Here is a 20,704-nt window from a genome sequence, read left to right on the forward strand (position 1 = left end):
CGTCGGGCTCATAACCCGAAGGTCGTAGGTTCAAATCCTGCTCCCGCAATTTGGCTCGGTAGCTCAGTTGGTAGAGCAATGGATTGAAGCTCCATGTGTCGGCGGTTCGATTCCGTCTCGCGCCATTACAATTAAATATTGTATGGAAGGGTAGCGAAGAGGCTAAACGCGGCGGACTGTAAATCCGCTCCTTCGGGTTCGGGGGTTCGAATCCCTCCCCTTCCATCTTACGGGCATAGTTTAAAGGTAGAACTAAGGTCTCCAAAACCTTCAGTGTGGGTTCAATTCCTACTGCCCGTGTATTAATAGAATGGCGGGTGTGGTGAAGTGGTTAACACATCAGATTGTGGCTCTGACATTCGGGGGTTCGATTCCCCTCACTCGCCTATTTATTAATAATGGGGTATCGCCAAGCGGTAAGGCAAGGGACTTTGACTCCCTCATGCGTTGGTTCGAATCCAGCTACCCCAGTTACTAATTGAATAAATTAGTGAAAGCCGGCGTGGCGGAATTGGCAGACGCGCTGGACTCAAAATCCAGTGTCCTCACGGACGTGCCGGTTCGACCCCGGCCGCCGGTATCTTAAGTCTTCTTAGGAAGACTTTTTTGTTGCTGTAGAGAGGTGGAGCCAGATGAAAGCAGTCCCCATTAATGGGATTTATGAAGAGTATCCATTCTTCCCCCTTTCCTCCTAGCTTATCTTTTGATAAAATGACATGTATGAAAGAAATTGTTGAAAAGGCACCTGCTAAGATCAATTTAGGTCTAGATGTTCGTGGGAAGCGCGAGGACGGTTTTCACGAGTTAGGTATGGTCATGGCAAGTGTGGATTTAAATGATTACATTACGGTTCGGGAGCGAGAAGATCAGCAGATTACGCTAGAGTCCTCTTGTGGTAAGCTGCCGTTAAATTTCAAAAATCATGCTTATAAAGCTGCTTTTTATTTGCGTCAAGCTGCTGGTTTAGAAGACCGGGGAGTTCATATTATCATTGATAAGCGAATTCCTAGATCTGCTGGTTTAGCGGGTGGTTCTAGTGATGCTGCTGCGACTTTACGGGCCTTAAACCAATTGTGGGAGTTAGATTATAGTCTAGAGCAACTGGCTGAAATTGGAGTCCAGGTTGGTTCTGATGTACCTTATTGTGTACATGCTGGCTGTGCTTATGTAACGGGTCGAGGAGAAGAAGTTTATCCTTTGGCATCGGCTCCGAGAGTATGGGTTGTGTTAATTAAGCCTCCTTTTGGGCTCTCAACGGCTTCTATTTTTTCTCAGGTTGAAATGGATAAGATTAATTCTGTGAATATACCTGCACTTTGTCAGGCTATCAATGAGGGGAATTATGAGCAACTGTTGGCAAATCTTGGAAATTCCTTGGAAGACATTAGTATTACTCGGAAGCCACTGATTCAGAAAATCAAAAATTGTGCAGCAGCTTCTGGAGCTGATGCTACCTTAATGAGTGGCAGTGGTCCCACAGTCTTTGCCCTTTGCGCTAGTGATAAGATCGCCCGCCGTGTGGTTAATTCAGTTAAGGGATTTTGCAAAGAAGTATACTGTGTCAGAATGTTATAGAGTCAGACTTGACTCTATCTTTTTTTTGCGATATACTTAACCGGTAAAACATTAACCAGTTAAGGAGATTTTATGTTAGGAAGTGAGATTAGTCGTGTTTTGGATTTGGTTTTGAAAAAAGCAGAGCACCAGCATGAGCTTCTGCTAGGGGATTGCCAAAGCCCTATTCATCTCACCAATACCCAGGAACATATTTTAATGGTATTAGCACAAAAGCCCTTAACTAATTCCAGCCTGGCAAAAGAACTAGGCCTTTCCCAGGCGGCCATGACCAAGGCGACGAAGCTTCTGAGTAAGGAAGGCTTACTGGAAACCAAACGTGATAAACAAGATGGACGCCTGGTTTATTTTCAATTGACCAAGGCAGGTAAAGGTGTTGCGGATGAGCATGCGCAACACCATGAGCGAACCAGTCAAGCTTTGCAGAAAATGGTTCAAGGTTTTTCAAAAGATGAGCAAACTGTGATTGCCAAGTTTCTGAAAGAATTAGCGAAGGAGATGGAATAAAGATGCGCTATTTGACGGTCAAGGATTTGACCTTTTACTATGATAAAGAACCAGTATTGGAGGGAGTATCTTACCATATTGATGCTGGCGAATTTGTGACCCTGACAGGGGAGAATGGAGCAGCTAAGTCTACCTTACTCAAGGCAAGCTTAGGCCTGCTCAAGCCCAGTCAAGGAAGTGTGGAGCGGGCAGAGTTAAATCGGGAGGGACAAGTCTTACGGATTGCCTATCTGCCACAGACTGTGTCCAGTTTTAATTCTGGTTTTCCCTCAACGGTGGAGGAGTTTGTAGCTTCTGGTCGGTATCCTCGTAAATCATGGTGGAAGGGGCTGACGGAACATGACAAGGAGCATGTTCAGGTAAGTTTGGAAGCTGTTGGCTTATGGGAACAGCGGAAAAGCTTTATTGGGGCTCTTTCGGGGGGACAGAAGCAGAGAGTGGCCTTGGCTCGGATGTTTGCCTCGGACCCTGACTTTTTCGTCCTGGATGAACCAACGACGGGAATGGATGCGGTCTCTAAGGAAGACTTTTATGAGCTCATGCATCATTCAGCTCATAAGCATGGGAAAGCAGTTTTGATGGTAACCCACGATCCGGAGGAAGTAGCAGAATATGCTGATCGGAATATTCACCTGCTGCGGAAGCAAGACTCACCTTGGCGTTGCTTCCAGTTACATCAAGGAGAGGAGGAAGGCACATGAGTTTATTGGATTATGCTTTTTTCCAGCGGGCTTTATTGGCGATCATGGCGATGAGTCTCTTTTCACCAGCAATTGGAGTTTTTCTGATTCTGCGTCGGCAAAGTTTAATGAGTGACACGTTGAGTCATATTTCCTTAGCAGGGGTCGCCTTGGGATTGCTCTTAGGTTTGTCACCGACTTGGATGACCCTAGTGGTAGTGATGGTAGCTGCTGTCTTCTTGGAGTACTTACGAACAGTTTATGCTTCTTATTTGGAAGTTGGGACGGTTATCTTAATGGCTGCTGGTTTGGCCATTGCTATGGTCGTTATGAGTAAGTCTGGAGGAGTTCAGACCATGAGTTTAGAGCAATATCTCTACGGTTCTATCGTCACCATTTCCTGGGAGCAAGTAGTGGGTCTCTTTGCGATTGCTGCAGTAGTCTTACTCTTTCTGGTCTTGGCTTACCGACCGCTTTATTTGCTCACCTTTGATGAGGACACAGCTCAGGTAGATGGGATTCCTACCCGTGCCTTGTCGATTACTTTTAATATCATGAGTGGAGTCGCTATTGCACTCATGATTCCAGCTGCTGGGGCACTTTTGGTTTCGACCATTATGATTTTGCCAGCCAGTATTGCTTTACGTCTAGGTCGTCATTTCCGGTCAGTTCTCTGGCTTTCTTGTCTGATTGGCTTAGTGGGCATGGTTGCAGGTCTTTTCCTCTCCTATTATTGGGAAAGTCCGGCCAGCGCTAGCATTACATTAATTTTCATCGCTATTTTTATGGTGGTGGCTCTGCTTAAGAGAAAGTAGGTTCTTATGAAAAAACGTAAAAAAGGACTTGCCGTCCTTCTATTAGGATTCTTCCTTTTCCTAACCGCTTGCCAGTCCCAGGGGGCCAAAAAGGATATTCAACTGGTAACCAGCTTCTATCCCGTCTATGAATTTACCCAAAAAATTGTTGGAGATGAAGCGGATGTGCAGCTCTTGGTTCAAGCTGGAACTGAAGTGCACGGCTATGAACCATCGGCTAAGGATGTCAGCCGTATTCAAGAAGCTTCCTCCTTCCTTTATCTGGATCCCAATATGGAAATGTGGGTACCAGACTTGGAAAAAAGTGGTGTTTTATCAGCAGATCGGACCATTCAGGCTAGCAAGGACATGATTCTTCTACCGGGGCAAGAAGACCACAATCATGATCATGGAGCTGAGGAGCATAGCCATGAGTTGGATCCACATCTTTGGCTATCTCCTTATCGGGCTAAACTGCTGGTGGCTTCTTTGCGGGATCAGCTAAAGGAACGTTATCCTGATCAGGCTGCGACTTTTGAAAAAAATGCGGCAGCTTATCTTAAGGAATTGGATCAATTAGATCAATCCTATCAAGAAAAGTTAGCGGCCTACAAGGGCTACACATTCTTGAGTCAACACACAGCCTTCAATTACTTGGCTTTTGATTATCAGCTTCAACAAGAGTCCATTGTGGGCCTCTCCACAGAGGAGGAACCTTCCTTGAAGCGTATTCAAGAACTAGCCGATCAGGTCAAAGAGACTGGACTCAAGCGTATTTATGTCGAATCCTCTTCTTCCAATAAACTAGCCGAAACACTGGCCTCTGAGGCCGGTGTTGAGCTAGGCCAACTTCATACCTTAGAAGGTGTTCCCCAGAAGGATATTGACCAAGGACCCTCCTATCTTAGTTTGATGGAGGAAAATCTAGATCAATTACTGGCTGGCTTTAAGGAAGCATCTAAACCTCAGGCTTCTGAGACCGTAACTGAAAAAACGGTTGCGAACGGCTATTTTGAGGATAAAGATGTTAAAAATCGGCCCCTTAGCGATTGGGAAGGAGATTGGCAGTCTGTCTATCCTTATCTGGAATCGGGCCAGTTAGATCAAGTTTTTGACTATAAGGCTAAGAAAAAGGGTGACAAGACGGCTCAGGAATACAAGGAATACTATAGGACTGGTTACAAAACCGATGTCAACCAAATTAAAATCAAAGGCAATAAGGTCACCTTTGTAACGGATAAGGGTGAGGAGACTTATACTTATAAGGCTGCAGGTTTTAAAATTTTAACCTATGAGAAAGGCAATCGGGGTGTACGCTTCCAATTTGAAGCAGAAGAGCCGAATGCTGGGCGCTTCAAATACTTCCAATTTAGTGACCACCAAATTGCTCCAACTCAATCAGCCCATTTCCACTTGTATTTTGGTGGGGACAGTCAAGAAGCCCTTTGGGAAGAATTAACGAATTGGCCGACCTACTATCCATCTAGCTTAACGGCTCAGGAAGTAGCTCAAGAAATGGTAGCTCATTAGGTCATTCTTTCGTTAGTATCGTCCAAGGGATTTAGGACCTAGATTATTTTTCAGAACCTTGCTTTTGGAAGTGTATTCTAAGAAGCAAGGTTTTTCGATTCCCATCTCCATTCTGTCTGAAGAGAGACAATTGAAAAAGCTTCGTACATTCTCTGCTCCTTGTTGAATAGTAGGGAAGGTTAATTGTCAAGCTATGGCGTTTTTGATAAGATACTTGAATAGGCAACTAAATTTGAAGGATCAAAGGAGAAAAAATGAATATTTTTATTGCCGGGGCAACTGGAAGGGTTGCCCAATTCCTGATAGAAGAGCTAGTAGACAAAGGACATCAGGTAACAGCCGGGGCACGTAATCCTGAAAGAATTGATGTAAAAGAGGGCGTTCGTCCGCTGCCTTTAGATCTACATGCAGGGGTAGAGGATTTAAGTCAGTTACTCCAGGGGCAAGAGGCGGTCTATTTTGTTGCTGGTTCACGTGGAAAGGATCTTTTACAGACAGATGCCTTTGGGGCAGTTAAAATGATGCAAGCAGCAGAATTAGTTGGAATAAAGCGTTTTGTTTTGCTGAGTTCGATATTTGCAACGGAACCTGAAAGATGGTCAGATCCGAATTTAGTTTCGATTATGGATTATAATATTGCTAAATTTTTTGCTGACAATTGGTTAATTCACAATACTAAACTGGATTATACAATTTTGCAGCCAGGAAATTTGGTCGAAGCAGAGACTGCTTCAGGAAAAATTGCAATTCATGTGAAGCAATCACAACCAAATAGCATTCCCAATGTAGCCGCAACCTTAGCTGCTATTCTGGAATCTTCTAATACCTATCAGAAAATTATTCAAATGAGTGATGGTGATGTTCCAATCGAATTAGCCATTCAGAATGTTTAGAGATCATTTGGACTTATCGGAAGAGCGAACCTTCCGTTTCAGATAAGTCCCCAAAGCCCTTTTGCTAGCTATAATTTGGGCGGTATAGAGAATTTTCTCGCGGTTGGGAAACTATTTTAATTTTACATGTTAGTGCATCTTTATTCTTTGACTAGCTATTGCAGGCAAAGGATCGTAGGCCAGAATAAAGTCGAATTTTTAGATGAAATTCGACTTTTTTTGCCTTCATTGTGATTTTTTTATCAAATCTCTTGCTTCCTCTCCTCCCTTTCGTTATAATGATAGAGGTTTGTAAAAAAACTCACAAAGGAGATTCATTATGGAAAATATGTTCCAGATCATTACGTCCAACGCTTTTTTAAGTGCTATCTTTTCAACGATTTCTATTATTTTGTTGGGATATGTTGCACGGAAACGAAATATCGTTGGACCAGAAGCAGGAAAGGTTTTATCAGACGTTGTCTTAGCTTTTGCTCTACCTGCCTTGGCATTCTCAGCCTTTATGCAAAATATTAACCCAGAGACTTTTACGACTGGTTTAACAGTCTTTGTATTTGGATTTGTAGCCTATGTTATTTTGATTGTCTTGGGGGAGAGTCTTTATTTTCGCTTTAAGGGAAATCAGAAGACGACTTTATCTGTTTTAACAACCTTTGGTTCGACGACTTTCTTTGGGATTCCTATTATTAACGGTTTCCTTGGTCCTCTTGGGGCCCTATATGCCAATATCTTTAATATTGCCTATCGGGTTTTTCTCTATTCTTATGGTTTGGTTCGTATGAGCGGGGTTCAGTTTGAGAAGAAAAATTTCAAACAAATTTTCTTGAATCCAATTGTTGTGGCGACTTTTGTGGGTCTTTTGATTTGGATTTTCCAAAATGATATGCCGCAAATGACAGTAACAGTTCCTCTTTATGAAGGTAGTAAGGATATGCAAGATATTACGGTTGGAATCTTGCGGATTGACAAGACGCTTCCGTGGCTCTACAAGCCAGTTGATTACTTATCTAAATTAGCCTCACCCTTGGCTTGGTTGGCTATTGGGATGACCCTTGGAAATATCAGTATTGGTGAAGCTTTGAAGGACCGTGTAGTATGGCTCTACAGTGGTATAAAACTCATTGTGGTTCCAGCCATCTTTATGATTTTGATGTTAGCTATGAAATCAATCTTTAGCTTGGATTATGAAGCGTTTATGGCGATCATTATCATGTTGGCAACCCCACCGGCTACAGTTGCAGTAGCTTATGCTATCAAGTATGATAAGGAAGCACAACTTGCAAGTAATGCTTCTCTCCTAGCGACTGTTCTATCCATTGTAGCGATTGTTTTCTGGATTATTATGGGAGCAGGTCTGCAGGCCTTCTTCTAAGAGGTATTATCGATGAAAGTATTATGTTATGGTGTTAGGGATGTTGAAATTCCTATTTTCGAACAGGTCAATCAAAGCTTTGGCTTTGATTTGACCTTAGTAGCGGATTATCTCAATTCTTCGGAGACAGCAGCCTTGGCAAAAGGGCATGATGCTGTCATCTTACGAGGGAACTGCTTTGCGACAGCGGAAGTGCTGGAACTCTACAAGGAGTGGGGTGTTAAGTATGTCTTGACGCGGACCGTAGGGGTGAATCATATAGATGTAGCTCATGCTAAAGAGTTGGGTCTAAAAACAGCTTATGTTCCCTTTTACTCTCCCAATGCCATTGCTGAATTGGCTGTGAGCTTGGCCATGATGTTGCTTCGCCACACAGCCTATACTGTTCAAAAAACAGCTCAGCAGGATTTCCGTGTGGATGCTGCGATGTTTTCTAAGGAAATTCGCAACTGTAAGGTTGGTATTGTGGGGATTGGTCGAATTGGTTTGACTACTGCCAAACTCTTTAAGGGTTTGGGAGCAGAGGTCTTAGCCTATGATGCGTTTCCCAAAGAAGGAGTGGAGGATATTTGCCGCCAAGTATCTCTAGAAGAACTTTTACATGAAAGTGATATTGTCAGCGTTCATGCCCCATTTATTCCGGAAAATGGCCGATTCATCACACGTGAATTTATTGCGAATATGAAAGATGGATCGATCTTGATTAATACAGCGCGTGGAGAATTGCAGGATGCGCAAGCCTTGCTAGAAGCAGTCCAGTCTGGAAAATTAGCTGGATTGGGTTTGGATACCTTGGAAGGAGAAGGAGAGTTTTTCTTCAAGGATTTACGTGGTCACAAGCTGGCAGATCCAGTTGTGGAAGAATTGATTCAGCTCTATCCACGTGTCTTGGTGACTCCTCATATCGGTTCTTATACCGATGAAGCAGCGCTTAATATGATTGATACCAGTTTTACTAATTTACAGGATCTTATGTTGACAGGAGCAAGTCAAAACGAGATTGAATAGGATTTGAAAGACACCCCAAAGGTTAGGTAGTAACTCTAATGTTTGGGGTGTCTTTTTGTGAAAGGGGGGATTTGGGGCAGGCTATGAAATCAGACTTGGGATATGGGGGCAGACTGAGGTATTTTCAATATAATCGAGGCAGGAATGCAGATCATTAGAATGATATGGCTTGCTACTCCTAATGGTAATATTGAACGGATCGAGTCCTGTGTCCTACAGGATTTAATCTGTTGGCTAATGATTTTCTAATTTTTTGAAGTTCGTTCACTTGGTGACGGCTTTTTTTCTTGCCTCTACGAATAAATCAATGAGGAGGCAAAAGGGGTATGGTAAAAAATAGAGCACAGGCCATTTTAAGTGCAGCTCGCCAAAAGCGAGCACAGGATATCTATGTAATGCCACAAATGGAAGGTTATTCGGTTTATTTACGAGTAGGAGAAGAGCGAGTTCTGCTCGATCATCTAGACTTCATTCAAGGACAGGCGCTACTGAGTCATTTTAAGTTTGCAGCAGGTATGAATGTTGGCGAACGTAGGCGAAGCCAGTTGGGGTCTTGTGATTATGGTCTGGAGCAAGAGACTGTCTCTTTACGGTTATCTACGGTTGGGGATTATCGTGGTTTGGAGAGTCTGGTCATTCGTCTTCTTCATGATGCACAACAAGATTTAGCATTTTGGGATTGGGAACTTAAGCAACTGTGTCAGCTAATTCAAGGGCGAGGTCTCTATCTTTTTTCCGGTCCTGTTGGGAGTGGCAAAACTAGCCTCATGTATCAATTGGCTAAGGAGCGATTCCAAGGAAGGCAAATTTTGACCATAGAGGATCCTGTCGAGATTAAGGATTCGACTTTTTTGCAGTTGCAACTGAATAAGGAGATTGGCATGACCTATGATCCTCTCATTAAGCTCTCCCTTCGCCACCGACCGGATCTCTTAATTATTGGGGAAATTCGAGATTCAGAGACCGCCCGAGCGGTTGTACGGGCAGCCTTGACGGGAATCAGTGTTTTCTCGACTGTCCACGCTCGGTCGATTCCAGGAGTTTACCGTCGTTTACTGGAATTAGGTGTGGAACCTGTAGAGTTGAAAGAATGTCTGCAGCTGGTGTGTTATCAGCGTTTGATAGGAGGGAAGGGATTAGTAGATGTTACCCAGAAAGACTTTGAGACCCATACGGCTAGCTCTTGGAATACTAAGGTGGAAAAGCTGTTTGCAGCTGGCGTTATCAGCCAAGCTCAAGCTCGGGAGGAATACCTTGGGGATTCAGCAGGAACTGAAGATTGTCCAGCTCTTCCATAATCTTTTCGAGACAGGTTTTCATTTAGGTGAGGCTTTAGATTTCTTAGATCATAGTGGTCTGTTAGCCAAAGATTTGGTGGTCAGTATGAGGCAGGGCATGCAGGCGGGACAATCCTTTTCAAGTATTTTAGGTCAACTGGGCTTTTCTGAAACAGTGGTTAGCCAATTAGCCTTAGCTGAATTACATGGCAATATATTAGAAAGTTTAGCTCAGTTGGAAGGACACTTGCAAAGTTTTCTTCAGGTTCGAAGGAAGTTAGTGGCTGTGGGAACTTATCCGCTTTTACTACTTGGTTTTTTACTGGTGATTATTTGGGGGTTGCAATCCTATGTTTTACCAGAAATAGATCAGAGTAACCAGTGGACCCGATTGGTAGAGATTTTCCCTCTCTGTTTTATAACTCTGATGGCTTGTCTAGCTTTAGGTGTAGTCGGTTTCGTGCTGCTTTATCGACATCAGAAGCGATTGGATTTTTTGAGTATGTTGGCGACCTGGCCAGGTCTGTCAGGATTTGTCAAAGCTTATTTATCAGCCAGTCTAGCGCGTGAGTGGGCGTGTCTTTTTGGTCAGGGGTTGGCCTTGGCGGAGATTGTCGAGTTGATGCGGCGGCAAAAGTCAGTATTTTTAGCTGAGTTGGGAACTGACCTAGCCCAGGCCTTGAGTGCTGGAATATCCCTAGCCCAGCAGATTCGGACCTATCCTTTTTTGAGGCAGGAACTAGCCTTGATGATTGAATATGGTGAATTCAAATCGCGATTGGGGCAGGAATTAGCCATTTATTCTAGGAAGACCTGGGAAGAGTTTTTCCATCGTTTATTTCGACTGATGGATTTAATCCAACCTTGTGTCTTTGTCCTTGTAGCCTTTTTGATTTTACTACTCTATGCAGCGATGTTGTTACCGATTTATCAGAATTTGGAGGTGCCTATATGATACGCACATATTTACGAAAATCCCTACCTGGATTTACTCTAATAGAAATGCTAATTGTAATCCTTATTATTTCTGTCCTACTTTTGTTATTTGTTCCCAATCTGGTCAAACAAAAAGAAGTCGTTCGAGAAAAGGGGAATGCAGCGATTGTCAAAGTGGTGGAGAGTCAGGCGGAGATTTATCAGTTGAACCACAGTGGGGAGCCTAATTTAGGACAGTTAGTGGCAGAGAAGCAGATTACGAAGGAGCAAGCGGATGCTTATCGGGACTACTATAAGAAACATGCTCAAGAAAGTCGGATCGTCCCCGATTAAAGGTTTTACCTTGCTGGAAAGCCTATTAACGTTAGGGATTACCCTCTTTCTTCTAATGCTCTTGTGGATGGGGGTTGGAGAGGTCTACCAGTCCTTTGAGAAGACTCTTTTTTATCTTCGTTTTGAGCATTTTTATACGGAATCTCAGACCTTGGCTTGGGCCCGACAGGAGTCGGCACAGCTATATTTTCAAGAAAGGTGTATTACGGGACCAGAAGGGAAATTACAGTTGCCCCAGGGAGTAGAGTTAGCATCACATTTTCAACTAGACTTGAATGCTAAGGGGAATCATACGGGGTTATCCCGGATTGTTTTTCGGGATCTAAGCAGTGGGAAGACGGTTCATTACCAGGCGAGGATTGGAAATGGGATTTTACAGAGGACAGAAGAGTGAGCTAGAAGCTTATTTATTACTGGAATCATTAGTAGCCCTGTGGGTTTTTAGCGTAGTGACAGCTTTGCTTTTAGGCGCTATTACTGAGTCGCGAAAAAGAGAAGCTGCTATCTTACACAGAGAGCAGGCTTTGCAAAAAGGGCATATGGCTCTGCAAGCCGGTCTCGGAAGATTGGATACAGTTCAGGTGGAGAGAGGGGAGCACGTCTGGACACTCAGAGAGGGGGAGGAGATTCTTGTTCAAGTGCATGTTTTGTCGCCCTAGCTTACGAGCTTTTACTTTGCTGGAAGCCGTGGTTGCTCTTTTGGTCATCAGTGGTTCCTGTCTCTTATTTCAAGCCTTGACCCTTCTTTTGTTTCAAGATATTCGTTATCAGGAACGGGCTTCAACTCAAGATTGGTTACTCTTTACGGCCCATCTAGAGCAAGAATTTTTAGAGGCACAGTTTGATGCAGTCAGTGATCATGAAATATATGTGGATCAACAGGGTAAGGGGCAGAAGATTGCTTATTGGCCTAAGAAAAAGGAAATCCGAAAGACTGGCGGCCGTAACCAGAACCAAGGGAGTCAAACCCTACTATTTGGCGTTGAGTCCATGGAAGTGGAGGAACAGGGTGGCCTGATCCAGCTTAAGGCAGTTTTAGCAGACGGTCAGGAAAGGGAGTGGATCTATCGTGTGGACTAAACAGGTACGAGCAGGCGTTTTACTTTATGCCCTGTTACTCCTAGCAGTTTTTAGCCTCGTTTTAAATCTTTACCTCGAACGGCATCTATTCCAAGAGCGTTTATTCAAAGCCTATCGAGAGCGGGAACAAGCCTACGCTTTGGCCATCTATTGTCGAGATAAGGCGGAAGGGAAGAAAGGGGAGATCCGATTCCGAGAAGGGCAGGCAAGATATGCCGTTGAAGGGAAACGTTGGGACATTGAGGTTACTTTATCGAGTGGTGAGGACTATCGTTTTTCGCTGACCGAACTTTCTCGTCACTAGCTACTGAGATTGCTTTTGTGTTATCATAGAAGCATGAATTTTGAAAAGATTGAGCAGGCTTTTGGCCTTTTATTAGAAAATATCCATACGATTCAAAACCAGTTAAAAACGGGTTTTTACGAAGCAATTATTGAGCAGAATGTCCATTATTTACAGCCAGATGAGGAGTTGAAGGGGCTTGCGAAAAACAATCAGAAGGTGGCGCAGCTGGAATTGACTCCTGAAGAGTGGCGGCGAACCTTTCAGTATTTAATGATGAAAGGACAGCAAACGGAGCCCTTACAACCGAATCACCAGGCGACCCCGGATAGTCTTGGATTTTTGGTGACGTTGGTGATTGACCATCTTTTCTCTCAGGACTTCATTCGTGTTTTGGAACTGGGCAGTGGTATGGGCAATTTGGCAGAGACGATCCTCTTAAATAGTCAGAAGGAAATGGATTATTTGGGAATCGAACTGGATGACATTTTGGTAGAATTGTCAGCTAGTATTGCGGAGGTACTGGGGACCGAAGGTCTGACATTTTCACAAGGGGATGCTGTCCGGAGTCAGATTTTACAAAAAGATTTAGTGATTAGTGACCTTCCGATTGGGTACTATCCAGATGATGTGATTGCTAGTCGATTTCAGGTGGCTAGTCCGGAGGGACATACCTATGCCCATCATTTGTTGATGGAGCAGGGGGCCAAGTACTTGGAATCGGAAGGGTATGCGATTTTCTTGGCTCCAACCCAGTTATTGACGAGTCCCCAAAGTGGACTTTTGAAAGATTGGATTCAATCGTCAACAGAGCTTGTGGCTTTGGTGAATTTACCAGAAAAGATGTTTGCCAACCCTCAATATGCGAAGAGTCTTTTTGTCTTCAGAAAGCCTTCTGGTAAGGATTTTACGCCATTTGTATTTGCCTTTAATGATCTCAACAATCTGGAGGAAATAAGAGATTTTCAAGAAAAAATGGAAATGGAGTTAAAATAAGGGCAATTTTACCATCTTTCTGCTATAATCATATTGAAAACGCTTTAAAAGGGGTAGCTTATGTCTAAAACAATTGCGATTAATGCAGGAAGTTCAAGTTTGAAATGGCAGCTTTATGCAATGCCAGAAGAAACAGTACTTGCAAAGGGAATTATTGAGCGAATCGGTCTTAAGGATTCTATTTCTACAGTGAAGTTTGATGGCCGTGCGGAGAGTCAAACGTTGGATATTGTAGACCATGTTCAAGCAGTGAAATTACTTCTTGAGGATTTGTTGAAGTTTGAAATCATCAGTGACTATTCTGAGATTACAGGTGTGGGCCATCGTGTTGTAGCTGGTGGAGAACTCTTTACAGAATCTGTTTTGATTGATGATGAAACTTTAGCTAAGATTGAAGAGTTGGCTAGCTTGGCTCCACTTCATAACCCAGCTAATGCAGCTGGTATTCGGGCCTTTAAAGAAATTTTACCGGATATTACGAGTGTTGCAGTTTTTGATACAGCTTTCCATACAACGTTACCGGAAGTTGCTTACCGCTATCCAATTGCAGAGAAGTATTATACTGATTATCAGGTTCGGAAATATGGTGCCCATGGTACTTCTCACTATTATGTATCTCAACAGGCTGCCGAAATGTTGGGTCGTCCACTGGAAGAGTTGAAATTGATTACAGCACATATTGGAAATGGAATTTCGATTTCAGCGATTGATGGTGGAAAGTCAATCGACACTTCTATGGGCTTCACACCATTGGCTGGTCCAATGATGGGAACTCGTTCAGGAGATATTGATCCAGCTATCATTCCATATTTAGTGGAACAAGTACCTGGTCTTGAGAATGCAGCAGATGTTATTGATGTTTTGAATAAGGAATCTGGTGTTCTTGGAGTAGCAGAAGCTTCTAGTGATATGCGCGATGTGGAAGCTGGACGAGAAGCTGGAGATGCGAAGATGACCCTTGCTTTTGATATGCTAGTGGACCGTCTCCGTAAATTTATCGGTCAATACTTTGCTGTGTTGAATGGTGCAGATGCTCTTATCTTTACAGCAGGTATTGGCGAGAACTCTGATCAGGTTCGTGAAGCTGTTGTAGAAGGACTATCATGGTTCGGTATGAAACTTGAGCCAGGTAAGAACGTCTTTGGTGCGGTTGGTGATATCTCAACTGCAGATTCTAAAGTAAAAGTTCTAGTAGTTCCAACAGATGAAGAATTGGTTATTGCGCGTGATGTTGAGCGCTTGAAAGCTTAAGATTAGATAAGAAAATCCCAGTTGGTTTTACCAGCTGGGATTTTTTAATGGTATCAAAAGTCCTTGTTTAGAGTATCTGGATATGAGCTGTTTTTCCATGAATAAGATGTTTGAAGTTTATACTTAACAAAAAAACAAAAATAGCTGTATGCTATAAAAGTATGAAAGTCGAACTAAACGAATATCAAATTAACGAATTGAAGCAAGCTCTGAAGGATAAAAAGAATGCACAGCACCATAGGAAAATCCAAGCTCTCATTCTCTACTCTGAATGCCAGAATTTAACAGCAGTAGCTAAATCAGTAGGCTTTGTTCATCAAACTGTACGAAACTTATTGAACCGTTATCTAGAAGAAGGCTTAGAAGCACTCCTCAGCCTATCAACTACTCGCTTACGATCGATTGTCCATAGAGAATGGACATCTGCTAATTTTGATTCTAAATGAGTGTTAGGTATTATTTTTGAAAGAGATTTTTTACAATCATCATCTGGTTTTTAGGCTTATTTTTATGCTATACTGAGAAGGCCGTAAGGCACAGAGTAAATGGTCTGCGTTAAGTGTGTGTGGATGGGATGTTGCCACACAACGAAACCATTGGTGCGGTAGACCATTGCATCCGCTGTCGCTAGACAGCTCCAGAAAGAAAAGGAGCTTTCCGATGAAATTTTCATTTCCTAAATTGAGTCCGCAATTGATGGCGACTCTTGCTATGTTGATGGCCTTGACCTATGTCTTGGATTTATTTACCATCTCCGTCATTCCTAACCAACTGCAAGTTGGTGTGACTTTTATTGCTAAGGTACTGATTGGATCGATTGCTGGTCCGTGGCTATCTGCCTTGGTGGCCATTATTTATGATATTTTGGCCTTTTTCCTGAACAATACAGGTTATTCCTTTATCTGGGGATTTACGCTGGTTGAAGCTTTACAGGGCTTCCTTTATGGCCTTTTCTTCTTCGGAAAAAAATTGTCTCTCAATAATTGGAAGGATTGGCTTTATGTGATTGTCGCTACAGTCATCACTATGGGGATTGGGACCTTTGTTTTGACTCCAATTTTGCTACATACCTATTATCAAACACCTTATGCAGTGATTTATGCAACACGAGTGTATAAAGTCTTAGAGATTCCTGTTCGGGTACTTCTGGTGATGCTGCTTATTCCCTTCTTGCAACGGATTCCAGAGTTTGCTAAATTGAATAACATTAAAAAATAAGAGAGGCTCGACCTCTCTTATTTTTTAATAACTGGTGATTGTGGCGATGGTAGCTTGATCTAAATTTTTCAAAAGGGCTTGTAAGAAAGCTTGGGCTTCTAGGAAATCATCTAGGCTGTAAAGGGTTTGGTGGGAATGGATGTAGCGGGCACAGACACCAATTGTGGTAGATGGAACACCACCGTTTTTGAGATGAGCAGCCCCGGCATCGGTGCCACCAGCTCCAGTGTAATATTGATACTTGATTCCTGCGCTTTCGGCGGTATCAAGGAGGAAGTCTTTCATGGCTGGTAAAAGCAGGTGGCCGGGATCATAGAAACGGATTAAGGTTCCATCCCCGATTTTACCCTGCCCGCCAAAGACATCGGCAGCAGGTGAACAGTCTACAGCAAAAAAAAGTGCAGGATCCAAGAGGGTTGTGGAGGTGTGAGCTCCACGTAAGCCGACTTCTTCTTGGACATTGGCTCCGAGATAGAGGTCGTAATCAAACTTTTCTTGGGCTAGAGCCTGGGCTGCTTCTTTTACCATGAGAACACCGTAACGATTGTCCCAGGCCTTGGAGATGACATTTTTACCATTAGCCGTGAGGATGGTTTGGCTATCGGGAACGATGGTATCACCCGGTCGGATGCCGAAGGCTTCCGCTTCGGCTTTATCAGTGAAACCTCCGTCAAAGATGATATCGCTAATGGCGGGGAGACTAGGCTGACTACCCTGGCTTCGCATGAGGTGTGGTGGAGTGGCTGCTGTGATGACAGGGATTTCTTGCCCCGGGCGGGTGATGAGAGTATAGCGTTGTCCGCTTACAACGAGGGGATTCCAGCCACCGATTTCGACGGCACGGAAGGTACCGTCAGCTTTGATGGAACTGACCATAAATCCGACTTCATCCATGTGGGCTGCAACTAAGACCCGTGGAGCAGCTTGGGAGTGGCTGCTTTTAAGTCCGAAAACACCTCCTAATCCGTCTGTCTGGATTTGATCGACGGAATCTTGCAGTTCCCGTCGTAGGTAAGCACGGATAGCGCCTTCGTGGCCAGAGATGCCCTTGAGTTGGGTGACTTCTTGGATAGCCTGAAATAGTTGATGCATGCTGTTCTTCTCCTTTTTCAATCTTATCTAAAATTGTAACACAAGTAGACTTGTGATAAAATAAGGACTATGAGTATGAAAAGAAAAAGTCAGCCGGTCTTAGGGCTGCTAGGCCTTCTTGGTCTAGCAGGTCTAGCCTATGCGGGCTATAAGTTGCAGGAAGATCGGAATCGTGTCCGGAGTCAAGAGGAGATGACAGCTACCGTTCGTGCTTTTTTCTCGGAAATGGGGCGGGTGGAGACTCTCTATGTGGAGCTTTATCATTCTGATCAGGATTGTCTGGCAGGTGGTGTCTTCTTGGAAGATGGGCGTCACTTTCGTTTTTGGCTAGTCGGAGAGCAGCTAGATATAGAGGAGGTCGTTATATGATTGTGCCTCAGTCTTTGGAGGAGATAGCCTCTTATTTGGAACAAGAGGGCAAATTTGTCTTCTATTTTACCGCTGATTGGTGTGGGGATTGTCATTTTATTCAGCCCCATATGCCGAGTATCGAAGTGGCTCACCCTTCTTTTACCTTTATCCAAATCGATCGAGATACTTATTTAGATTTGGCAAAATTATGGGATGTTTATGGGATTCCGAGTTTAGTGGTTGTGGAAAATGGGAAGGAGCTTGGGCGCTTCGTCAGTCGAGAACGAAAAACAAAAGAGGAGATTCTGGCTTTCCTGGCAGGGTTAGCTTAAGATAAGAAAGGGAATTTATGTTATTTACTTATAATCCGCAAGGTGTTGGAGATGTTCTGATGGTGGTTGTCGCTGATGATCAGGGACAGGCTGTGGAAGTGGAGAAAAAAGGAGCGATTGCACGTATTCGCCGAGCGGATAATCAGGAAATTATAGCTTGGAATTTTTTCCAAGTTAGTGATCGTTTACATTTAGAGGGCAGTGGGCAGGTAAATCTGTCGGAAGCAGATCTTGCGCTCTTGAATGATTGGCTGGCTGCAGAAGGTTTTGAGGAGCGTGTGGTTCCTTTCGAGAGCCCTCGTTTTGTGGTTGGTGAAATTGTGGAGATGGAAGCTCATCCAGATAGTGATCACCTCAATATTTGTCAGGTTGCGATTGGTCACGATAAGACTGTTCAAATCGTAGCAGGTGCTCCGAATGCGCGTGTAGGTTTGAAAACCATTGTTGCCTTACCAGGTGCGATGATGCCAAAAGGTAATTTGATTTTCCCAGGACAATTGCGGGGAGTGGAGAGTTTTGGTATGATGTGTAGTCCAAGAGAACTGGCTCTTCCAAACGCACCACAAAAACGGGGCATTATCGAGTTAGCAGAAGGTGTGCTAGTTGGTCATGCTTTTGACCCTGTTCAACATTGGGAAGCTTAAAAGACGATCCTAAGGGACGTCTTTTTTCTTTTTACTTCCGAATAAGGAGGTAGGAGGAAAAAAGATGAATCGTATTTTTTTAATTGGCCGTTTAACAGGGACTCCTGAATTGCAGAAGACCCCATCTAATCGCAGCGTAACTCGTTCTAAATTAGCTGTCAAAAGGCGGTACCGTGATCAAGCCGGTGAGCGAGAGTCTGATTTTATCTCAATTGTGGCTTGGGGGCGTCTAGCGGAGTATATTACTAGCTATGCATGCAAGGGCAGTTTAATTGGTGTTGAAGGAGAATTGCGGACACGCCGATATGAGAAGGATGGTCAAATGCACTACTTATCCGAAGTTCTTTGCAGTGATTTTCAGCTATTAGAGACTAAAGAGCAGAGACTCTTGCGCGAACAACGCCGAAAACAAGAACGGTTCGAGATGGTCAGTGAAGAAGGAGAAGAATTACCGTTTTAGTGATGGTAGGTTTAATACTTTTGAAATTTGGGTACTGGATGAAGTTTTTTTCTTGACTATTGTTGACTAAATGATAAAATAGAAACAGAATTAGCAGTCGTAATTGAAGAGTGCTAAACATATTGGAGGAAAATCTATGTTAAAACCTTTAGCAGATAAAGTTATTGTGAAAGTGATTGAGAAAGAGCAGTCTGTGTCCGGTTTTGTCTTGGCATCAAATAGCCAGGCAGCTACTAAAACAGCAGCGGTTGTGGCTGTTGGTGAAGGGCTACGGTCATTGAATGGTGATTTAATTGCACCAGCGGTTGTGGCTGGGCAAACAATCCTTTTTGAGGCTCATGCGGGTATTTCTATTAAAGATGAGGATGAAGATTTTCTTCTCATTCGTGAGTCTGATATTCTAGCAATTGTAGAGTAAGGAGTAAAAAAATGGCAAAAGATATTCAATTTTCATCAGATGCTCGCAGCGCAATGGTGCGCGGTGTAGATATGTTGGCAGATACGGTGAAGGTAACCTTGGGTCCTAAAGGACGGAATGTAGTCTTGGAAAAAGCCTTTGGTTCACCACTGATTACCAATGATGGGGTAACTATCGCCAAAGAAATCGAATTGGAAGATCCATTTGAAAACATGGGTGCCAAGTTGGTTTCAGAAGTTGCTTCAAAAACGAATGATATTGCTGGTGATGGAACAACGACAGCAACCCTTTTGACACAAGCGATTGTTCGTGAAGGAATTAAAAACGTGACAGCAGGTGCCAACCCAATTGGAATCCGTCGTGGAATCGAAGCTGCTACTGCTGCCGCTGTTGCAGCTTTGAAGGAGACTTCTGTACCTGTTTCCAATAAAGAAGCGATTGCACAGGTAGCTGCTGTTTCTTCTCGTAGTGAGAAGGTTGGGGAGTACATCTCTGAAGCTATGGAGCGTGTTGGAAAAGACGGTGTTATTACTATTGAAGAATCCCGTGGAATGGAAACGGAATTGGAAGTAGTAGAAGGTATGCAATTCGATCGTGGCTATCTGTCTCAATATATGGTGACTGACAATGAGAAGATGGTCGCAGAATTGGAGAATCCATTTATCTTGGTGACAGATAAAAAAGTTTCCAATATTCAAGAGATTCTTCCACTGCTAGAGAGTATTTTACAGACAAATCGTCCACTTTTGATTATTGCGGATGACGTTGATGGAGAAGCTCTTCCAACTCTTGTTTTGAATAAAATTCGTGGAACCTTTAATGTGGTTGCTGTCAAAGCACCAGGTTTTGGAGATCGTCGGAAGGCTATGTTAGAAGACATTGCGATTTTAACAGGTGCTACAGTAATTACCGATGATCTTGGTTTAGAATTGAAAGATGCAACTGTTGAGGCTCTAGGTCAGGCAGCTAAGGTAGTCGTAGATAAAGATTCTACAACCATTGTTGAAGGTGCAGGTGATCCAGCAGCGATTAGTAATCGTGTTGGTGTTATTAAGTCTCAAATTGAGACTACTAACTCAGATTTTGATCGTGAAAAGCTTCAAGAACGTCTTGCTAAATTAGCAGGTGGTGTTGCAGTCATCAAGGTTGGAGCCGCTACAGAGACGGAATTGAAAGAAATGAAACTCCGTATTGAAGATGCTTTGAATGCAACTCGTGCGGCAGTTGAAGAAGGAATTGTTGCAGGTGGTGGAACAGCCTTGGTGAATGTAATTCCAGCAGTAGCTGCTTTGGAATTAACTGAAGATGAGGAGACAGGACGTAATATTGTCCTTCGTGCCCTTGAAGAGCCTGTTCGTCAGATTGCGCTCAACGCCGGTTATGAAGGTTCGATTATTATTGATCGTCTCAAGAATGCAGAAGCTGGTCAAGGCTTCAATGCAGCTAGCGGTGAATGGGTTGATATGATTGAAGCAGGAATCATTGACCCTGTGAAGGTGACTCGTTCAGCCCTTCAGAATGCAGCTAGTGTTGCTAGCTTGATTTTGACAACAGAAGCTGTTGTTGCGAACAAACCAGAACCACAAGCTCCAGCCGGTCCAGCCATGGATCCAGGCATGATGGGTGGTATGATGTAATCTGTAAGCAGGAAGTTTGGCTTCCTGCTTTTTTTTA

26 protein-coding genes, 6 tRNA genes and 1 riboswitch are annotated in these 20,704 nt (G+C 43.5%); of the genes, 31 read left to right on the forward strand and 1 reads right to left on the reverse strand.

All coding sequences use genetic code 11. The features are described 5' to 3' along the window. Nucleotides 1-52: 52 nt before the first annotated feature. The 25 genes from E4T71_RS03485 to E4T71_RS03605 all read left to right on the forward strand — a co-directional run bounded on the left by E4T71_RS03485 (nt 53) and on the right by E4T71_RS03605 (nt 15,733). A tRNA-Phe gene (locus E4T71_RS03485) sits at nt 53-125 on the forward strand. 19 nt (nt 126-144) lie between these two features. Next, nucleotides 145-225: transfer RNA gene (locus E4T71_RS03490), tRNA-Tyr, on the forward strand. Nucleotides 226-229: 4 nt separating this feature from the next. Continuing rightward, nucleotides 230-300, forward strand: a tRNA-Trp gene (locus E4T71_RS03495). Between the two features lie 13 nt (nt 301-313). Next, a tRNA-His gene (locus tag E4T71_RS03500) sits at nt 314-386 on the forward strand. Nucleotides 387-399: 13 nt separating this feature from the next. Further along, nucleotides 400-471 (forward strand) — tRNA-Gln (locus E4T71_RS03505). Nucleotides 472-496: 25 nt separating this feature from the next. Beyond that, nucleotides 497-580, forward strand: a tRNA-Leu gene (locus E4T71_RS03510). Between the two features lie 140 nt (nt 581-720). Next, nucleotides 721-1,575, forward strand: coding sequence for a 4-(cytidine 5'-diphospho)-2-C-methyl-D-erythritol kinase (ispE, locus tag E4T71_RS03515; protein ID WP_135036881.1), 855 nt, complete (start codon nt 721-723; stop codon nt 1,573-1,575). A gap of 72 nt (nt 1,576-1,647) precedes the next feature. After that, nucleotides 1,648-2,082 (forward strand): zinc-dependent MarR family transcriptional regulator, encoded by a 435-nt coding sequence (locus E4T71_RS03520; RefSeq protein ID WP_135036884.1) that lies wholly within the window; start codon nt 1,648-1,650, stop codon nt 2,080-2,082. Nucleotides 2,083-2,084: 2 nt separating this feature from the next. Next, a complete protein-coding gene (locus E4T71_RS03525; RefSeq protein ID WP_135036887.1) occupies nt 2,085-2,783 on the forward strand; it encodes a metal ABC transporter ATP-binding protein in 699 nt (232 codons plus the stop codon). Further along, nucleotides 2,780-3,577 (forward strand): metal ABC transporter permease, encoded by a 798-nt coding sequence (locus E4T71_RS03530; protein ID WP_135036890.1) that lies wholly within the window; start codon nt 2,780-2,782, stop codon nt 3,575-3,577. The genes E4T71_RS03525 and E4T71_RS03530 overlap by 4 nt, the downstream gene beginning before the upstream one ends. Before the next feature lie 6 nt (nt 3,578-3,583). Continuing rightward, on the forward strand, nt 3,584-5,086 hold the full coding sequence (locus E4T71_RS03535; protein ID WP_135036893.1) for a metal ABC transporter solute-binding protein, Zn/Mn family: 1,503 nt from the start codon (nt 3,584-3,586) through the stop codon (nt 5,084-5,086). A gap of 254 nt (nt 5,087-5,340) precedes the next feature. Further along, nucleotides 5,341-5,979 carry an NAD(P)H-binding protein gene (locus E4T71_RS03540; RefSeq protein ID WP_135036896.1) on the forward strand — a complete coding sequence of 213 codons (639 nt, stop codon included), beginning with the start codon at nt 5,341-5,343 and terminating at the stop codon, nt 5,977-5,979. Between the two features lie 319 nt (nt 5,980-6,298). Further along, a complete protein-coding gene (locus E4T71_RS03545) occupies nt 6,299-7,351 on the forward strand; it encodes an AEC family transporter (RefSeq protein WP_135036899.1) in 1,053 nt (350 codons plus the stop codon). A gap of 12 nt (nt 7,352-7,363) precedes the next feature. Beyond that, nucleotides 7,364-8,359, forward strand: coding sequence for a 2-hydroxyacid dehydrogenase (locus E4T71_RS03550; RefSeq protein ID WP_135036902.1), 996 nt, complete (start codon nt 7,364-7,366; stop codon nt 8,357-8,359). Between the two features lie 326 nt (nt 8,360-8,685). Beyond that, nucleotides 8,686-9,657 (forward strand): competence type IV pilus ATPase ComGA, encoded by a 972-nt coding sequence (gene comGA, locus E4T71_RS03555; protein WP_135036905.1) that lies wholly within the window; start codon nt 8,686-8,688, stop codon nt 9,655-9,657. Beyond that, the gene (gene comGB, locus E4T71_RS03560) at nt 9,614-10,591 is read left to right on the forward strand and encodes a competence type IV pilus assembly protein ComGB (protein ID WP_135036908.1); all 978 of its coding nucleotides are present in this window, start codon (nt 9,614-9,616) and stop codon (nt 10,589-10,591) included. The genes comGA and comGB overlap by 44 nt, the downstream gene beginning before the upstream one ends. Beyond that, a complete protein-coding gene (gene comGC / locus E4T71_RS03565) occupies nt 10,588-10,905 on the forward strand; it encodes a competence type IV pilus major pilin ComGC (protein ID WP_135036911.1) in 318 nt (105 codons plus the stop codon). Before comGB ends, comGC begins: the two co-directional genes overlap by 4 nt. Then, on the forward strand, nt 10,874-11,299 hold the full coding sequence (gene comGD, locus E4T71_RS03570; protein WP_135036914.1) for a competence type IV pilus minor pilin ComGD: 426 nt from the start codon (nt 10,874-10,876) through the stop codon (nt 11,297-11,299). The genes comGC and comGD overlap by 32 nt, the downstream gene beginning before the upstream one ends. After that, nucleotides 11,271-11,564, forward strand: a complete 294-nt coding sequence (gene comGE, locus E4T71_RS03575) for a competence type IV pilus minor pilin ComGE (protein WP_135036917.1) — start codon at nt 11,271-11,273, stop codon at nt 11,562-11,564. The genes comGD and comGE overlap by 29 nt, the downstream gene beginning before the upstream one ends. Continuing rightward, entirely contained in the window at nt 11,536-11,985 is a 450-nt protein-coding gene (comGF, locus tag E4T71_RS03580; RefSeq protein ID WP_135036920.1) for a competence type IV pilus minor pilin ComGF, read from the forward strand. The genes comGE and comGF overlap by 29 nt, the downstream gene beginning before the upstream one ends. Continuing rightward, a complete protein-coding gene (gene comGG / locus E4T71_RS03585; RefSeq protein ID WP_135036924.1) occupies nt 11,975-12,289 on the forward strand; it encodes a competence type IV pilus minor pilin ComGG in 315 nt (104 codons plus the stop codon). The genes comGF and comGG overlap by 11 nt, the downstream gene beginning before the upstream one ends. A 33-nt stretch (nt 12,290-12,322) precedes the next feature. Beyond that, nucleotides 12,323-13,264, forward strand: coding sequence for a class I SAM-dependent methyltransferase (locus tag E4T71_RS03590; protein WP_135036928.1), 942 nt, complete (start codon nt 12,323-12,325; stop codon nt 13,262-13,264). A 60-nt stretch (nt 13,265-13,324) separates the two neighbouring features. Further along, nucleotides 13,325-14,515 carry an acetate kinase gene (locus tag E4T71_RS03595; RefSeq protein WP_135036932.1) on the forward strand — a complete coding sequence of 397 codons (1,191 nt, stop codon included), beginning with the start codon at nt 13,325-13,327 and terminating at the stop codon, nt 14,513-14,515. A 161-nt stretch (nt 14,516-14,676) separates the two neighbouring features. Further along, on the forward strand, nt 14,677-14,961 hold the full coding sequence (locus tag E4T71_RS03600; protein ID WP_135036935.1) for a helix-turn-helix domain-containing protein: 285 nt from the start codon (nt 14,677-14,679) through the stop codon (nt 14,959-14,961). Between the two features lie 89 nt (nt 14,962-15,050). Further along, nucleotides 15,051-15,141: riboswitch (THF riboswitch) on the forward strand. Between the two features lie 34 nt (nt 15,142-15,175). Further along, entirely contained in the window at nt 15,176-15,733 is a 558-nt protein-coding gene (locus tag E4T71_RS03605) for a folate family ECF transporter S component (protein WP_135036938.1), read from the forward strand. Nucleotides 15,734-15,757: 24 nt separating this feature from the next. Here the strand turns inward: E4T71_RS03605 and pepA are convergent, their stop codons facing one another. Beyond that, nucleotides 15,758-16,825, reverse strand: a complete 1,068-nt coding sequence (gene pepA / locus E4T71_RS03610) for a glutamyl aminopeptidase (RefSeq protein WP_135036941.1) — start codon at nt 16,823-16,825, stop codon at nt 15,758-15,760. A 75-nt stretch (nt 16,826-16,900) separates the two neighbouring features. Between pepA and E4T71_RS03615 the strand changes: the two genes are divergently transcribed. The 6 genes from E4T71_RS03615 to groL all read left to right on the forward strand — a co-directional run bounded on the left by E4T71_RS03615 (nt 16,901) and on the right by groL (nt 20,667). Next, the gene (locus tag E4T71_RS03615) at nt 16,901-17,194 is read left to right on the forward strand and encodes a DUF4651 domain-containing protein (RefSeq protein ID WP_228062343.1); all 294 of its coding nucleotides are present in this window, start codon (nt 16,901-16,903) and stop codon (nt 17,192-17,194) included. After that, nucleotides 17,191-17,508, forward strand: a complete 318-nt coding sequence (locus tag E4T71_RS03620; protein ID WP_135036947.1) for a thioredoxin family protein — start codon at nt 17,191-17,193, stop codon at nt 17,506-17,508. The genes E4T71_RS03615 and E4T71_RS03620 overlap by 4 nt, the downstream gene beginning before the upstream one ends. Before the next feature lie 17 nt (nt 17,509-17,525). After that, nucleotides 17,526-18,152 carry a YtpR family tRNA-binding protein gene (gene ytpR, locus E4T71_RS03625; protein WP_135036950.1) on the forward strand — a complete coding sequence of 209 codons (627 nt, stop codon included), beginning with the start codon at nt 17,526-17,528 and terminating at the stop codon, nt 18,150-18,152. Nucleotides 18,153-18,216: 64 nt separating this feature from the next. Further along, the gene (locus E4T71_RS03630) at nt 18,217-18,612 is read left to right on the forward strand and encodes a single-stranded DNA-binding protein (RefSeq protein ID WP_135036953.1); all 396 of its coding nucleotides are present in this window, start codon (nt 18,217-18,219) and stop codon (nt 18,610-18,612) included. 136 nt (nt 18,613-18,748) lie between these two features. Then, nucleotides 18,749-19,030, forward strand: coding sequence for a co-chaperone GroES (gene groES / locus E4T71_RS03635; RefSeq protein ID WP_135036956.1), 282 nt, complete (start codon nt 18,749-18,751; stop codon nt 19,028-19,030). A gap of 11 nt (nt 19,031-19,041) precedes the next feature. Next, nucleotides 19,042-20,667: a chaperonin GroEL gene (gene groL, locus E4T71_RS03640; RefSeq protein ID WP_135036958.1), complete on the forward strand. Its 1,626-nt coding sequence runs from the start codon at nt 19,042-19,044 to the stop codon at nt 20,665-20,667. The last annotated feature ends 37 nt before the right edge of the window (nt 20,668-20,704 follow it).

It is taken from the genome of Streptococcus sp. WM07, assembly GCF_004570525.1.
In the GTDB taxonomy this organism is placed as follows: domain Bacteria; phylum Bacillota; class Bacilli; order Lactobacillales; family Streptococcaceae; genus Streptococcus.

Bases quoted from the DNA above. Each gene is read 5' to 3' on its own strand.
- E4T71_RS03550 (WP_135036902.1), top strand. From the start codon at position 7,364: ATGAAAGTATTATGTTATGGTGTTAGGGATGTTGAAATTCCTATTTTC.
- E4T71_RS03590 (WP_135036928.1), top strand. From the start codon at position 12,323: ATGAATTTTGAAAAGATTGAGCAGGCTTTTGGCCTTTTATTAGAAAAT.
- E4T71_RS03540 (WP_135036896.1), top strand. From the start codon at position 5,341: ATGAATATTTTTATTGCCGGGGCAACTGGAAGGGTTGCCCAATTCCTG.
- E4T71_RS03545 (WP_135036899.1), top strand. From the start codon at position 6,299: ATGGAAAATATGTTCCAGATCATTACGTCCAACGCTTTTTTAAGTGCT.
- comGE (WP_135036917.1), top strand. From the start codon at position 11,271: ATGGGATTTTACAGAGGACAGAAGAGTGAGCTAGAAGCTTATTTATTA.
- E4T71_RS03600 (WP_135036935.1), top strand. From the start codon at position 14,677: ATGAAAGTCGAACTAAACGAATATCAAATTAACGAATTGAAGCAAGCT.
- comGC (WP_135036911.1), top strand. From the start codon at position 10,588: ATGATACGCACATATTTACGAAAATCCCTACCTGGATTTACTCTAATA.
- E4T71_RS03605 (WP_135036938.1), top strand. From the start codon at position 15,176: ATGAAATTTTCATTTCCTAAATTGAGTCCGCAATTGATGGCGACTCTT.
- E4T71_RS03525 (WP_135036887.1), top strand. From the start codon at position 2,085: ATGCGCTATTTGACGGTCAAGGATTTGACCTTTTACTATGATAAAGAA.
- ispE (WP_135036881.1), top strand. From the start codon at position 721: ATGAAAGAAATTGTTGAAAAGGCACCTGCTAAGATCAATTTAGGTCTA.
- E4T71_RS03630 (WP_135036953.1), top strand. From the start codon at position 18,217: ATGAATCGTATTTTTTTAATTGGCCGTTTAACAGGGACTCCTGAATTG.
- comGA (WP_135036905.1), top strand. From the start codon at position 8,686: ATGGTAAAAAATAGAGCACAGGCCATTTTAAGTGCAGCTCGCCAAAAG.
- groL (WP_135036958.1), top strand. From the start codon at position 19,042: ATGGCAAAAGATATTCAATTTTCATCAGATGCTCGCAGCGCAATGGTG.
- E4T71_RS03520 (WP_135036884.1), top strand. From the start codon at position 1,648: ATGTTAGGAAGTGAGATTAGTCGTGTTTTGGATTTGGTTTTGAAAAAA.
- E4T71_RS03530 (WP_135036890.1), top strand. From the start codon at position 2,780: ATGAGTTTATTGGATTATGCTTTTTTCCAGCGGGCTTTATTGGCGATC.
- pepA (WP_135036941.1), bottom strand. From the start codon at position 16,825: ATGCATCAACTATTTCAGGCTATCCAAGAAGTCACCCAACTCAAGGGC.
- E4T71_RS03620 (WP_135036947.1), top strand. From the start codon at position 17,191: ATGATTGTGCCTCAGTCTTTGGAGGAGATAGCCTCTTATTTGGAACAA.
- groES (WP_135036956.1), top strand. From the start codon at position 18,749: ATGTTAAAACCTTTAGCAGATAAAGTTATTGTGAAAGTGATTGAGAAA.
- comGD (WP_135036914.1), top strand. From the start codon at position 10,874: ATGCTCAAGAAAGTCGGATCGTCCCCGATTAAAGGTTTTACCTTGCTG.
- E4T71_RS03535 (WP_135036893.1), top strand. From the start codon at position 3,584: ATGAAAAAACGTAAAAAAGGACTTGCCGTCCTTCTATTAGGATTCTTC.
- ytpR (WP_135036950.1), top strand. From the start codon at position 17,526: ATGTTATTTACTTATAATCCGCAAGGTGTTGGAGATGTTCTGATGGTG.
- E4T71_RS03615 (WP_228062343.1), top strand. From the start codon at position 16,901: ATGAAAAGAAAAAGTCAGCCGGTCTTAGGGCTGCTAGGCCTTCTTGGT.
- E4T71_RS03595 (WP_135036932.1), top strand. From the start codon at position 13,325: ATGTCTAAAACAATTGCGATTAATGCAGGAAGTTCAAGTTTGAAATGG.